Origin of the sequence: Campylobacter sp. RM9334, from assembly GCF_020138145.1 — a bacterium.
Lineage (GTDB): Bacteria > Campylobacterota > Campylobacteria > Campylobacterales > Campylobacteraceae > Campylobacter_E.
This window is the reverse complement of record NZ_JACGAX010000032.1, coordinates 1-12723: the sequence shown is the minus strand read 5'-3', so window position 1 is coordinate 12723 and position 12723 is coordinate 1. Positions and strand designations below refer to the sequence as shown.

The 12723-nt window shown below is 26.6% G+C and carries 14 protein-coding genes and 2 pseudogenes; 5 read left to right on the top strand and 11 right to left on the bottom strand.

The window, feature by feature from the left end:
• From AVBRAN9334_RS09720 to rpmH, 6 genes and pseudogenes are all read right to left on the bottom strand, one after another.
• Positions 1 to 284: pseudogene (locus tag AVBRAN9334_RS09720) on the bottom strand (tRNA uridine-5-carboxymethylaminomethyl(34) synthesis GTPase MnmE); the annotation flags it as partial.
• A complete protein-coding gene (locus AVBRAN9334_RS09715) occupies positions 281 to 910 on the bottom strand; it encodes a Jag N-terminal domain-containing protein (RefSeq protein ID WP_336607697.1) in 630 nt (209 codons plus the stop codon). The pseudogene AVBRAN9334_RS09720 and the gene AVBRAN9334_RS09715, both read right to left, overlap by 4 nt.
• The gene (gene yidC, locus AVBRAN9334_RS09710) at positions 897 to 2444 is read right to left on the bottom strand and encodes a membrane protein insertase YidC (RefSeq protein WP_336607696.1); all 1548 of its coding nucleotides are present in this window, start codon (positions 2442 to 2444) and stop codon (positions 897 to 899) included. Before yidC ends, AVBRAN9334_RS09715 begins: the two co-directional genes overlap by 14 nt.
• 9 nt (positions 2445 to 2453) lie before the next feature.
• Positions 2454 to 2786 (bottom strand): membrane protein insertion efficiency factor YidD, encoded by a 333-nt coding sequence (gene yidD / locus AVBRAN9334_RS09705; protein ID WP_214116501.1) that lies wholly within the window; start codon positions 2784 to 2786, stop codon positions 2454 to 2456.
• A gap of 1 nt (position 2787) precedes the next feature.
• Entirely contained in the window at positions 2788 to 3126 is a 339-nt protein-coding gene (rnpA, locus tag AVBRAN9334_RS09700; RefSeq protein ID WP_275592001.1) for a ribonuclease P protein component, read from the bottom strand.
• Positions 3114 to 3251, bottom strand: coding sequence for a 50S ribosomal protein L34 (gene rpmH / locus AVBRAN9334_RS09695; protein ID WP_214116499.1), 138 nt, complete (start codon positions 3249 to 3251; stop codon positions 3114 to 3116). The genes rnpA and rpmH overlap by 13 nt, the downstream gene beginning before the upstream one ends.
• An 88-nt stretch (positions 3252 to 3339) precedes the next feature.
• Here rpmH and AVBRAN9334_RS09690 point away from each other — a divergent pair, with 88 nt between their 5' ends.
• Together AVBRAN9334_RS09690 and AVBRAN9334_RS09685 are read left to right on the top strand one after the other, a co-directional pair.
• Positions 3340 to 3900: a uracil-DNA glycosylase family protein gene (locus AVBRAN9334_RS09690; protein WP_214116498.1), complete on the top strand. Its 561-nt coding sequence runs from the start codon at positions 3340 to 3342 to the stop codon at positions 3898 to 3900.
• A 2-nt stretch (positions 3901 to 3902) separates the two neighbouring features.
• Positions 3903 to 5084 (top strand): hypothetical protein, encoded by a 1182-nt coding sequence (locus AVBRAN9334_RS09685; protein ID WP_214116496.1) that lies wholly within the window; start codon positions 3903 to 3905, stop codon positions 5082 to 5084.
• Positions 5085 to 5118: 34 nt separating this feature from the next.
• Here AVBRAN9334_RS09685 and AVBRAN9334_RS09680 read toward each other — a convergent pair whose 3' ends face one another.
• From AVBRAN9334_RS09680 to AVBRAN9334_RS09660, 5 genes and pseudogenes are all read right to left on the bottom strand, one after another.
• Positions 5119 to 6147 carry an aspartate-semialdehyde dehydrogenase gene (locus AVBRAN9334_RS09680; RefSeq protein ID WP_214116494.1) on the bottom strand — a complete coding sequence of 343 codons (1029 nt, stop codon included), beginning with the start codon at positions 6145 to 6147 and terminating at the stop codon, positions 5119 to 5121.
• A 1-nt stretch (position 6148) separates the two neighbouring features.
• Positions 6149 to 7444, bottom strand: coding sequence for a sigma-54-dependent transcriptional regulator (locus AVBRAN9334_RS09675; protein ID WP_336607695.1), 1296 nt, complete (start codon positions 7442 to 7444; stop codon positions 6149 to 6151).
• Positions 7441 to 7827: a hypothetical protein gene (locus AVBRAN9334_RS09670; RefSeq protein ID WP_214116482.1), complete on the bottom strand. Its 387-nt coding sequence runs from the start codon at positions 7825 to 7827 to the stop codon at positions 7441 to 7443. Before AVBRAN9334_RS09670 ends, AVBRAN9334_RS09675 begins: the two co-directional genes overlap by 4 nt.
• Positions 7803 to 8111: pseudogene (locus AVBRAN9334_RS10260) on the bottom strand (lipoprotein required for motility); the annotation flags it as partial. The pseudogene AVBRAN9334_RS10260 and the gene AVBRAN9334_RS09670, both read right to left, overlap by 25 nt.
• Positions 8112 to 8325: 214 nt before the next feature.
• Positions 8326 to 9027 (bottom strand): plasminogen-binding N-terminal domain-containing protein, encoded by a 702-nt coding sequence (locus AVBRAN9334_RS09660; RefSeq protein ID WP_214116480.1) that lies wholly within the window; start codon positions 9025 to 9027, stop codon positions 8326 to 8328.
• Between the two features lie 95 nt (positions 9028 to 9122).
• Here AVBRAN9334_RS09660 and AVBRAN9334_RS09655 point away from each other — a divergent pair, with 95 nt between their 5' ends.
• The 3 genes from AVBRAN9334_RS09655 to AVBRAN9334_RS09645 form a co-directional block, all read left to right on the top strand.
• Positions 9123 to 10295, top strand: a complete 1173-nt coding sequence (locus AVBRAN9334_RS09655; RefSeq protein ID WP_214116477.1) for a peptidoglycan DD-metalloendopeptidase family protein — start codon at positions 9123 to 9125, stop codon at positions 10293 to 10295.
• A 3-nt stretch (positions 10296 to 10298) separates the two neighbouring features.
• Complete coding sequence (locus AVBRAN9334_RS09650) at positions 10299 to 11651, top strand: magnesium transporter (RefSeq protein WP_336607693.1); 1353 nt, start codon at positions 10299 to 10301, stop codon at positions 11649 to 11651.
• A 67-nt stretch (positions 11652 to 11718) separates the two neighbouring features.
• Positions 11719 to 12723 (top strand): cache domain-containing protein (locus AVBRAN9334_RS09645; protein WP_336607692.1); only part of this gene is annotated, 1005 nt, incomplete at its 3' end.

Here is a 12723-nt window from a genome sequence, read left to right as displayed (position 1 = left end):
TTTTGTGCGTTTGTAAAACCGCCGTGAATTTGAAACTCTACGCAATCTTCACCAGTAAAAGAAAAAGGGGCTTTAAAATAAATTATAATGCCTTCATCAACAAATTCATTTTCGTAAAATAGTTTAAAAAAGTGAGCATAGCGGGGATTATTTTTTAATTTTTCTGCGTTTTTTTGACTTAATAATTTTGATGCTATTTCTAAAGCTTTTTCCCCACTTAATCTAATAATACTAATAGCACCATTTCCACTAGCACTAGCAAGTGCTGCTATTGTGCTATTCATTGTTTTTTAAATTCTCCATAAATTGCAATGTATCTTCCTAAAGAACTATCTTTTATAACTATATTTTTATGAGAAAATTCTTTTAATAATTCTTCATATACTAGATTTAATAAACTTGTTTCTAATGGTCTTGTTTGAGCCTTACCCACTTCATCAATTTTTGTCTTTACTTCGCTTAAATGCTTTTCAAGATTTTCTCTTAATTTGGCAAGAACACCACAAATCTCAACTCTTGCGTGAAGATTGTATTTAATGTTTATTAGATGATTTACAATAGTATCTAGTGCTTTGTATTTATGTGCGTCTTTTCCTATTAAACTTTCATAAGAATTTGCAATAAATTCTACATTTACACTATTTTCATTAGCTGGAGTTACCACAACATCTCTTACATCAAAATATTCACTACAAAATAAATTTTTTAAATCTTTTGCAATATCTTCAATAATATTAATTTCAATTTTTTTCTTAACTTTTACTTCAATTATTGCATCTTTTTTAAAAAAACCTAAAAAACCAGCTTTTGGCAATTGAATTATTTCATACTCTAATTCTCTAATAGAGCAATTAGTTTCCTTAATTGCTCTATCAATAGCACCTTCTAGTGTTCTATCAACTATTTGCATTTTTTCCTTCTTTATTAGCAAAAATTTTATTTACAAACCATTGTTGAGCTAGTGAAAATGTATTATTTACACACCAATACAATGTAAGACCTGCTGGGAAATTTATAAAAAATATCACAAATACTAAAGGTAAAAATTTCATAATCTTAGCTTGTGTAGGGTCTTGTATAGTCATAGGAGTTATAACTTGTTGTAAAAACATAGTAGCACCCATATAAATTGGTAAAATATAATAAGGATCATGTATTGCTAAGTCATTAATCCATAAAGCCCAAGGAGCAGCCTTAAGCTCAATAGCATTTAATAATACCCTATAAATTGCAAAAAATATTGGAATTTGAATTAATATTGGTAGACATCCGCCTAATGGATTTGCCTTATGTTTTTTATAAAGCTCCATCATATGCATTTGCATTTTTTGTGGATTACCTTTATATTTTTCTTGAATTTCTTTAATTTTTGGAGCTAAAACTTTTAATTTTTGCATAGAAACCATACTTTTATAAGTTGGATATGTAAGACAAATTCTAACAACTATCGTAAGAATAACAATAGACCAACCCCAATTGCCTACATGTGAATATATAAAACTTAAAAATGTGAACATTGGTTTAGCAATAAAAGTAAACCAACCATATTCAACCACATTTGTAAGTTTTTCATTAACAGCTTCTAAAATTTTATGCTCTTTTGGACCAATATAAGCATTAAATGTATCATTACCACTAGCTACAACATAACCAACTGATAAATCTTTGTGATTTTTAACAACTACCTTAAATGGCTTTTCAAAATTATAAAATGTGCTTGTGTAGTATCTATCAGAAAATGCAGCTATTATAGAATCAGTTTCAACTCTTTCATCATTTGATTTTATATCTCCATCTTCATAATCTACTTTAGTATCATCATTTTTGTAAATCATAGCACCATGAACTGTTAAAGTATCTGCTAAAACATTCGGACGCTCACCTGGAGTAATAACATAATCTCTTAATTTATTATCACTAAAAGTAATTTTTACTTGATAAAAACCATTTTCTTTGAATGTTATAATTTTATTAACAATTACACCATTTACATCTTTACTTAAAACTAGCTCTTCACCAATATTTACACTACTTTTATTTGCTTTAAAAGTTGTATTGTTAAATTCTTTATTAAATTCACTATCATAAAAAACCATAGATAAAGGATATAAAGTAGTATTTTTATCAACTAAATTAATAGCTTCATTTGTTTCATTTAAAAATCTTTCATCTTTTAAAATAAAACTACTAATTTCTCCATTTTCATTGATTTGAACATCAAAATGCTCATTATTAACACTAGCAATAATATTATTTGTTTTTATTGCTTTAATATCTCCGATATTTTGAGTTTTTGTTTGTATATTACTAACTTCTTGCTTTTGAATTTGTTGAGTATTAGTAACAACTGGTTTAGGGATTAAAAAATCATAACCTATAAAAAAAACCATAGATAAAACTACAGCAATTATAATCCTTTTTTGTTGAGACATATTATCAAACATATTTTTCCTTTATTTGAATATTACTTTTACTATATAATAAAATTGTTTATCTTTTGGAACAAAAATCATTTTAAGTTTTTTTATCTTATTTTGATGTGTAAAAAGCATAATAGGTTTATGTTTAATTTTAATTATAGGATAATCAAAACCACCTACAAATAATTGATTACATTTTAAAATTCTTAAAGCTGTTAAAAAAAGTGCTTTAAAAAAATTATTATATTGAAGTTGAATAATCGCATATTGAGAGCAAGTTGGATAATATCTACAAGATTTAGGCTTTAAAGGACTTAAAAAATATCTATAAAATTCAACTAATTTAACAGCTAAATACCTAAACATTTTATTCCTTTAAACACCCCAACCTTTTAAGACTCCACTTAATATTCTTTTCTAATTCAAAATAACCTAAATCACTAAAACCTTTTTTTGCTACAAATATGTAATAACCGCTACTTATATTTGGATAAAGTTGTAAAAAAATAGCTCTTATTAATCTTTTAGTTCTATTCCTTACAACAGCACATCCTACTTTTTTACTTGCGATTACTGCAATTTTTTTAACTTCGCTTGGTTCGTGATAAATAACGCAGTTTTTAGCAAACCATTTTGAACCAATTTTATAAAGTCTAGCAAAATCTTTAGAATCATTTATGCTAGAAAATTCCTTTAGATTGCTAATCTTCTTCTACCTTTTGCGCGTCTTGCATTGATTACTTTACGACCATTTTTAGTCTTCATTCTTACACGAAATCCGTGAGTTCTCTTGCGAGGTGTATTGTGTGGTTGATAAGTTCTTTTTGGCATTTTTCTTCCTTAAATAAAAAAATTAAACGCATATTCTATCACAAATAACTTAATTATTTTTAAGTATTTTTGATATAAAATAAATTTTATGGATAAAAATACATATTTACATTACTTAAAATTATTCGGATTTTCCTTTTACAACGATAAGTTAAGCGTTAATAAAAACTACAATATAAAAGATATAAAAAATTGCAAATTATGCAATTTATACAAAAGTAAAAATAATTTTTATACAAATAAAGTAATTAAATCAAATATTTTCATACTAAGCGATATTGGTTTTAATGACAATGATGCTGAATATTTTAATAGTATTTTAAGCAAGAATTTAAATCTTAATTTAAATAATGTATATATTACAAATATAGTAAAATGCTCAAATCAATATAAACAAGAAAATATTTTAAAGTGCTATCAGTATTTTTTAAATGAACTTTTAGAAAGTGAAGCAAATATTATAATTTTATTAGGAGAAAATTTAAAAAATATATTACAATTATCAAATTTTAATATTGGAGATATTATTTTTTATGACTTTTATGGTAAAAAAAGAAAAGTTTTGCTAAATTACAGCTTTAGCTTTATTAAAAAAAATCCAAGTTATGAAAATGATTTTATAAATAACTTAAAAAAAATAAAGGAATAATTATGAAAAAATTATTAACAACAATGTTAATATGCTCAAATCTTATTGCTGCCAAACAAGAATTAGTCAAAATTGAGCCAGCAAAGGTTTTTTATGTTAATTACGAAAAAGAAAAATGCTCTGATGAATGTCTAAAAGACTTATTATACAAAGGTCTTTACATAAGCTACATAACAAGATTTAATTCTAATGATGAAAAACTAAATAACATTTATGTAAAACTTCTTAATGGAATTGAATATATTGATTTACCTAAAAAACAACAATTAAACACAATTAAAATAGCTTTAGTTATACCAGAAAAAGTTGTAAAATCTTATTCTAGTAATATAATTTCTCCTGCACTTGCATATCTTATGAAACAAAATGATAATGTATATATGAAAGTATATTTTACAGGAGATGAAAGTGAAGCTAATATAGCTCCTATCATAAGCCAATTACACGATTATTCACTAATTATTACAGGATTTCAAAAAAACGGCATTAATGTATTAAACAAAAGTATTACAAATATTGCAGTATTTAATCCATTAGCAAAATCTAGTGATTTTGATAATGTAAATTCTAATTTTACATTTGGTAGCATAGATTATCAAGAACAAGTTGCAAAACTAATAAATATTTCAAATAATAAAATCGCTGTATTTAAAGATGATAGCTTACTAGCAAGTAAAATAACTGATAATATAAGAGAACAAAGCAATATAATTTCTCTTAAAACTATTGAAAAGAAAAATCTAAATGTAAATTCGGCTTTAAGTGATGCTTGGAAATTAAATAATTCTAGCGTATTTTTTAATATACCATTAGTAAAAACAACTCTTTTGGCAACACAAATAAGAGCTTTAAGTATTAGACCGAATAAATATTTAAGCACTCAAATTAATTATCATCCTATGTTTTTAAACCTAAGCCAAGAAAACGAAAGGTCTATGTTTTATTTTGCTAATTCGATAGGCGAAATTGATGAAGAAATAGAGTATATAAATGATTTATTAGGGCAAAAAATAGCTTATAACTGGATAGCTTATTCAACTAGCGTTGGATTAGATTACTACTATCACGAGCTATATTCAAACAAAAAAGATAGATTATTTAAAGATAATTTTATAGGTAATTCAATACATTTTAATGTAAGAATTATGAATGCTAAACAATCAAAATTTAGCGAACAAAAATAAAACTAAGAATTTAAATTCTTAGTTTTAAGTAATTTTATAAAGATAATAAAGCAATTCTTACTGCGTTAGTTGCTGCTCCAACACGAATTTGATCAGCTACACACCATAAATGTAAAATCTTAGGGTTATTTAAATCAACTCTAATTCTACCAACATAAGTTTCATTCGTATTGCTTGTAAATAAAGGCATTGGATAGCGTAACTCTTCATTTTCACTATCTTCATTATGTGCTTTTGTATTTGGATTATCCATCAATACAACGCTTGGAGCTTTACTTAAAATCTCTCTTACTTTTGTTAAATCTACATTATTTTTAAAAGTAATTGTAATACTTTCGCTATGACTTCTAAGCACTGGCACTCTAACGCAAGTAGCACTAATTTGCATTTTTTTATTCATAATTTTTTGAGTTTCATTTACCATTTTTAGCTCTTCTTTTGTATAGCCGCTATCAGTAAATACATCAATTTGTGGAATTAGATTTAATGCTAGTTGATAAGTAAATTTTGACGGTTTAATTTCTTCAAAAGCAAATACTTTTTGAAGACCTTCCATAAGCTCACTCATACCTAAATTCCCTGCTCCACTTGCCGCTTGATAAGTGCTAACATCAACTCTTTCTATATCAAATACATCATCAAGTGGTTTTAATACTTGCACCATTTGAATGGTTGAGCAATTTGGATTTGCAATTATTCCTTTATGTTTTTCAAAATCACCAGGATTACATTCAGGCACTATTAAAGGCACATCATTCATCATTCTAAAATAACTTGTATTATCAATAACCAAAGCACCTTTATTTGCTGCAATTTTTGCATATTTTTCACTTATACTTCCACCCGCACAAAAGAATGCTATATCAACATCTTCTTCATCAAAACTATGCTCATCTAATTCTTCTATAACATAAGTTTCATCACGCCATACAATCTCTTTACCAGCACTATTTTTACTAGCTAATAATCTTAGTTCTTTTACTGGAAAATTGTATTCATTTAATACATTTAATATTTCTTCGCCTACAGCACCTGTTGCACCAATGATTGCAATATTTTTCATTTCACTCTCCTAAATTGTATTTTTGCATTTTTTCTCTAAAAACTTTTTCGCTCATTGAAATTAATTTAGAAGCTGCTTTTATATCCTTTTCTTGCTTTAAAGCTTCTTTAATTAATTCAAATTCTAAGTCATTTATATTATTTTTATTATTATTAGTAAAATTAAGCCTTAAATCACTATCTTTTACTATATTTTCATCGCTTAAAATTGCAGCACTTTCAACAATGGAAATCAATTCTCTTATATTTCCAGGATAATTATAATCATTTAATACTTTTATAGCTTCTTTGCTAAAAGTTTTTTCCCCTAAATCATACTCATTACAAATTCTATTTAAAGTAGCATTAGCAATTTCTATTATTTCATCTTTTCTTTGTCTTAAAGGCAAAATATCTAGCATAATTGTATTTAATCTATAAAATAAATCTGCTCTAAATTTATTATTTTTAATATTATCTTGTATGTTTATATTACTAGCACTTATAATTCTTACATCTATATTAATTAATTTTGTGCCACCTAATCTTTGTATGGTTTTTTCTTGTAAAACTCTTAATAACTTAGCTTGAATACTAGCACTCATTTCGCCTATTTCATCAAGAAATAAAGTGCCTTCATTAGCTAACTCAAATAAGCCCAATTTACTAGAATTAGCATCTGTAAAAGCTCCTTTTTCATATCCAAACAATTCACTCTCTATTAAATTTTCAGGGATAGCAGCCATATTAATAGCTATAAAAGGCTTATTTGCTCTTTTACTATTTTCGTGAATAAATTTTGCAAATACTTCTTTACCAACTCCACTTTCACCGCTTAAAAATACACTGACATTTGTTTTAGCTGCTTTTAAAGCTATTGTTTTTAAATTCTCAAGTTCTTTTGATGAACCTAAAAATCCATTTTGTTTTACTGGAATTTCTTTTTTGATTTTATTAGCTTTTTTTTCTCTAATAATTTTTGCTCTATTTATTGCTTCATATAATTTATCCAAATCAAATGGCTTTGTTAAAAAATCTTTTACTCCAAGTCTTAGTGCTTCAATTGCTTTATTTAAAGTTGCATTTCCTGTAATAATTATAAACTCAGCACTAATTTTTTGTTCTAAAGCTGTTTTTACAAACTCAAGTCCGTCCATTTTAGGCATATTAATATCACTTATTATTAAGTCAAAACTATCATCTAATTCTTTTAAAGCATCAATTGGATTTTTATAAGTTTTTAATTCATAATCATCACTTAATGATAATTCTAAGGATTTTCTCATATTAATATCATCTTCAACTATGGCTATTTTCATACCTTATCCTTTGTGTAAATCAATATTTTACCTTGAGCAAGTTCTGCTTTAAAATAAATTGGCAATAATCTTAAATGAGTTTTTATACTTGCTTTAAAATTATTGACATCAACATATTCACTCACTATCGCTTTATTAACACAATCTATTAAATTTGTTTGTTGGTCTTTTAAACTATCATAAATATTAGACTTTGTAGCATTAATCTCACAAACATAAGTATACCTTGCTTTTTTATCAATACTCATTGCTCTACTTAAGTGAAATTCTTCGTTAGTTAGGACTAGATTAGTAGTACTTAATCTAGCCCAAAATATATAATCAGGATTTGCAGCGTTTAATAATCCTAAAAAGCTAATTAATATGAGAACAATTCGTTCCATTTATATTTATCAATTTTTAATTCTAATTCAACCGTATAAAGACCATCTTTAAATCCTTCTCCGGTAATGTTTGCATTTTTAATAAGTCCATTAACATATGTTGTAATTAACGAGCTTCTAAGCATTGCATCTTTTACATTTTCTCTAGAATTTACTCTAACCCCATAAAGTTTGCCAGCTAATTGACGATAAGCATCAGCTAATGCTGCTCTTTTTGCAAGTGCTAATGCTTGAGCTTGCGAAACTGTGTTTTGAGGTGGAATTCCCTCTCCTACCGAACTAAAAATCATAAGTCTTACTGCTTCTTCTTCAGGACTTAAAACAGGCTCTTGATAACTTGCTTTTTTATAAGCTGTTTTTTGAGTGTTATTTTCTACTTGAACTGTTGTTTCTTTTTTTTGTGGAACACAAGCACAAATAAATATAGCTAAAGCGATGGTGCCTAATCTTTTCACGATTTTTCCTTTAAATAATTATTTAATTGCTTCAAAGCAATTATTATTCCTTTTCTTTAAATAGCTTGTTATAATATGAAAAATAATCTGTTGTTTTGCTTAATTGCTTAGAAATATTTGAATAAAAATTTATTTCATCAATTTGATTATATTCTAAATTATTATCCAATTCAGCTATTTTCTTTAAAGAAGAACATTCATATAAATATAAGTTATTTTTTAATGCAACCATCACACTGCCAATAGCCCAAGTTCTACAAAATTCTCTTAAATCATTTCTATTTGGAGTTAGTTGTTTTTTAGCGTATAAATTCGCTGCTAAAACATTAGTATCAAAATATATAAAATTGTTATATTTATTTTTAATACTATCATATATTTTTTGACTAGGAGCTATTAATAATGTATGCTCAATATAATTATTAAAAATTACTCTATCGCCTATTTGTGGAGTTAATATAGGTAATGGTAAAGCATCTTGTTTTAAATCAGAAAATGTATATAACTCTAATTTAATATTATTGTTCTCATTATTTACAAAACTAGCTCTAGCAACAATTATAGAATATTCTCCAATATCTTTAATAACAATAGCGCCATTTTTTAAATTATTTTCATCATATTTTGCATCAACTATATGAGCATAAGCATAGCCATTATCAATCTTGTCAATAACAGCATTTATAAATTGATTAGCAAATGCAAAAACCGAAAAGCATATTAAAATAAAAGTTTTCTTAAACATATTATCCCTTTAAAATTAAATTACTAAATTATAAGCAAAAAAAAGTAAAATGTCTGCCTTATTTTGGAAATTTTATCATATTTTAAAGGAAAATAATGCGAAAAATCATATTAGTTTTATCTATTTTTTTAAGTTTAAATTTATTCTCAAAAGAATTAAAAATGGAAGAATTAATATGGGAAAGAGGCGAGAGTTTTTTATTTTTCTTACAAAAAAATCAAATTCCATTAAGCATATATCATAATCTTGATAAAGAAGATAAAGAACTAACAGCAGAAATTATAGCTGGGGTTAAATATCAAATATTAAGAGATGAAAATGATAATATAGAGCAAATTTTAATACCAATAAGCGAAACTTTACAAATACAAATATATAAGGATTTAGAAGATAAATATGCTATAACATTTACTCCAATTACTTATAAAGTTGAAGAAACAAGTTTAACATTTAAAATAAATAAATCAGTATATCAAGATATTATAGACAATACTCAAAACTCTAGATTAGCAAGCGCTCTACTTAGAGCATATGCAGGAACAATTAATTATACAGGAATGAAAAAAGATGATAGGGTAGTAATCGTTTATTCTCAAAAAAGAAGATTAGGTAGAATTTATGGAGATGCAAATATAAAATCAGCTATGATTGAAGTCAATAAAAAGCCTTATTATATATTTAAATATGGAGATAATGATTTTTACGATGAAAACGGAAAACAATTAGAAACATATACTTTTATATTGCCTGTTGGAAATGTTAGAATTAGTTCTCCATTTAACCCAGGAAGATTTCATCCTATTTTAAAAAAATATAGAGCCCATCTAGGAATAGATTATGCAGCACCAACAGGAACACCAGTAAAAGCAGCAGGTGCTGGAAAAATAATGTTTAGAGGAGTAAAAGGCGGATATGGAAATGTAGTTCAAGTAAATCACTCAAGTGGCTATATGACTTTATACGCACATTTAAGCAAATTTGGTAAATATAAAATAGGAGATAGTGTAAAACAAGGTCAAGTAATTGGCTATGTAGGAACTACAGGTCTTAGCACAGGGCCGCACTTACATTTTGGTATGTATAAAAACAATGCAGCAATTAACCCAGCAACAGTTGTTAGAGTTGCAAAAGATGGTCTAGTAGGCAAAGAAAAGCAAAAATTTGATTTAATAACTAAAGAATATATAAGTGAAATTAAGCATATATTAGAAAGTAAAATAACTCCTATAAAAGAAGAGAATTTTGAAAATATTGTGGAGCTTAATTAAAATATGAAAAATACAGCAGTAGCTTTTGAAATAATACAAGATTTTTTAGATGAAAAAGATGTTAGCTACGCTGAATTATTAGAAGCCCTAAAAATAATAAAAAATGATGATTATGAAGCTTATGAAAACATAATTAAAAGTCTTGATGATGAAGACTTAGGAAATATCGCAACGCTAATGCCTGAACATATGTTAAGCGATGTTTTGAAATTATCTTCAAGCAAAAAATTAGCTTTAGCATTAGGCGAATTAGAAAGCGATGATGCAACTGATTTAATGCAAAGCATTGAAGAAATTGATGATGAAAAAGCAAATAGAATTTTTTCAAATCTTAGTAAAGACGAACAAGATGATATTTTATTCTTAAAACGCTACGATGATGAAAAAGCTGGTGCTTATATGCAAACAGAGATTTTTACCGCAAAGCTTAGTGATACTCTAGAAAGTGCTATTAGCAAATATAAAGAGCTTAAAAAAAGCGAAGAAATAGAACATATAATCCAACTTTTTATAACCGATGAGAATGAAAAATTAATTTATAGTTTGCATGTAGGAGATTTAATTTTATATGAATTTAAAGATACTTTTCAGCAAATTCTAGATAAAAATGAAGATTTAGCAAAAGATTTACATTTTATTAGAGATTATGACACTATAAATGATGCTATCTCTATGGTTCAAGACTATGATTTAAGTGTAATTGCTGTAGTTGATAATAATAATAAATTATTAGGAAGAATAACTTATGATGATATACACGACTTAATCCAAGACTATGCAACAGAGCAAATGTATAACTTTGCAGGGGTTGGAGATATTGATAGCGAAGATGAAAATACTATAAAAGCAGCTAAAAGTAGGGCTAAATGGCTTATTGTAAATCTAATTACTTCGCTAATTTCAGCCCATGTTATCGCAATGTTTTCTGATGCAATAGAAAAGTTAGTAGCACTTGCAGCTTTAATGCCAATAGTTGCATCAATGGGTGGAAATACTGGCTCACAAGCACTTGCAGTAACTATTAGAAAACTTGCTTTAGGTGAATTAAGTTATGAGAATTCAAAACATATATTATTAAGAGAAATTGCTATTTCGTTTTCAAACGCAACGATTTTTGCCATTGTGTTAGGAGCTGTTGCGTATTTTTGGTTTTCAATCCCAATGCTAAGCCTTGTGATATTTATATCAATGATTTTAAATTTAGGTTTTGCAGGTTTAATTGGCTCATTAATACCTTTGGTATTAAAAAAATGTGGATTTGACCCTGCACTAGGTAGTGCAGTTTTACTAACAGCAACCACCGATGCTTTAGGGTTTTTTAGCTTTTTATTACTTGCTAAGGTAATATTGTTATAATTTAATCTACTTTTAACAAAATTATGTTTAAATTAATGATTTAATTTTCAATGAAAAAGGAGATGAAATGAAAATTTCAACAAAACTTTCGTTATGTATACTGATTAGTTTGTGTATCTTAGGTATTAGCCTAATATTTATTTCTAACAAAGGAATGCAAGAAATTGACGATGTAACAACTAAAACAGTAGAAGAATTAGCAGTAAAAGATGCTAGAAGTGCTGCAAAAAGCATTGTATTTGGATTTTATAATTTTTCTGAAAAATTATTTAAAGACTTCGTAAAAGCCGGAGATGGACCTGAAGATGCACTTGAAAGCACAATTGAATATCTTCAAGGTATGAATTTAGATAGCACAAATATTAGATTTTTTGCTGTTAATTCAGATGGAACTTATTTAGTTCATTATCAACCAGAAAAAGTAGGAAAGAATTTAAAAGCAGATTTAGATATTAAAGGCGAAAGCTATGTAGAAAAATTTGTTAAGAATGGCTTAGCAGGTGGTGGTTTTACAGAAGTTACATTCTTTGATAAGGTAGCTAATAAAAACAGAAATATCATTACCTATACTAAAAAAGATAAAAATATGGATATTATCTATGGTTGCACAATAGATATGGATATAACAAATCAAGAAATCGCTGAAGTAGGTAAAATAATTGATGAAGTTATTAGTAGCTCAAATTACAAATTTACATTAGCAGCAGTTGTTATAGCAGCTATAATTTTAATATTAATGATTATCTTCGTAAAATTCCAAATCACTCGCCCACTAAATAATCTAACAGCTAAATCAAACGAACTTAGCAGTGGAGATGGAGATTTAACTAAAAAGCTAGATGATAAAGGTAATGATGAAATAGCTCAAGCTTGTAAAGCTATTAATATATTCTTAGAAAAAGTAAGAATTCTAATAGCACAAGCAAAAGATATCTCAAATGAAAATGCTTCAATAGCAAATGAATTAAGCCACACAAGTCTTCAAACAGGTAAGCGTGCAGAAGAAGGTAGTGTAATAGTTACAGAAGTAGCTAATAAAGGAACTAATACTAAAGATAACCTTGATAAAGGC

Bases quoted from the DNA above. Each gene is read 5' to 3' on its own strand.
- AVBRAN9334_RS09650 (WP_336607693.1), top strand. From the start codon at position 10,299: ATGAAAAATACAGCAGTAGCTTTTGAAATAATACAAGATTTTTTAGAT.
- AVBRAN9334_RS09690 (WP_214116498.1), top strand. From the start codon at position 3,340: ATGGATAAAAATACATATTTACATTACTTAAAATTATTCGGATTTTCC.
- yidC (WP_336607696.1), bottom strand. From the start codon at position 2,444: ATGTTTGATAATATGTCTCAACAAAAAAGGATTATAATTGCTGTAGTT.
- rpmH (WP_214116499.1), bottom strand. From the start codon at position 3,251: ATGCCAAAAAGAACTTATCAACCACACAATACACCTCGCAAGAGAACT.
- AVBRAN9334_RS09660 (WP_214116480.1), bottom strand. From the start codon at position 9,027: ATGTTTAAGAAAACTTTTATTTTAATATGCTTTTCGGTTTTTGCATTT.
- yidD (WP_214116501.1), bottom strand. From the start codon at position 2,786: ATGTTTAGGTATTTAGCTGTTAAATTAGTTGAATTTTATAGATATTTT.
- AVBRAN9334_RS09715 (WP_336607697.1), bottom strand. From the start codon at position 910: ATGCAAATAGTTGATAGAACACTAGAAGGTGCTATTGATAGAGCAATT.
- AVBRAN9334_RS09680 (WP_214116494.1), bottom strand. From the start codon at position 6,147: ATGAAAAATATTGCAATCATTGGTGCAACAGGTGCTGTAGGCGAAGAA.
- AVBRAN9334_RS09670 (WP_214116482.1), bottom strand. From the start codon at position 7,827: ATGGAACGAATTGTTCTCATATTAATTAGCTTTTTAGGATTATTAAAC.
- AVBRAN9334_RS09675 (WP_336607695.1), bottom strand. From the start codon at position 7,444: ATGAAAATAGCCATAGTTGAAGATGATATTAATATGAGAAAATCCTTA.
- AVBRAN9334_RS09655 (WP_214116477.1), top strand. From the start codon at position 9,123: ATGCGAAAAATCATATTAGTTTTATCTATTTTTTTAAGTTTAAATTTA.
- AVBRAN9334_RS09685 (WP_214116496.1), top strand. From the start codon at position 3,903: ATGAAAAAATTATTAACAACAATGTTAATATGCTCAAATCTTATTGCT.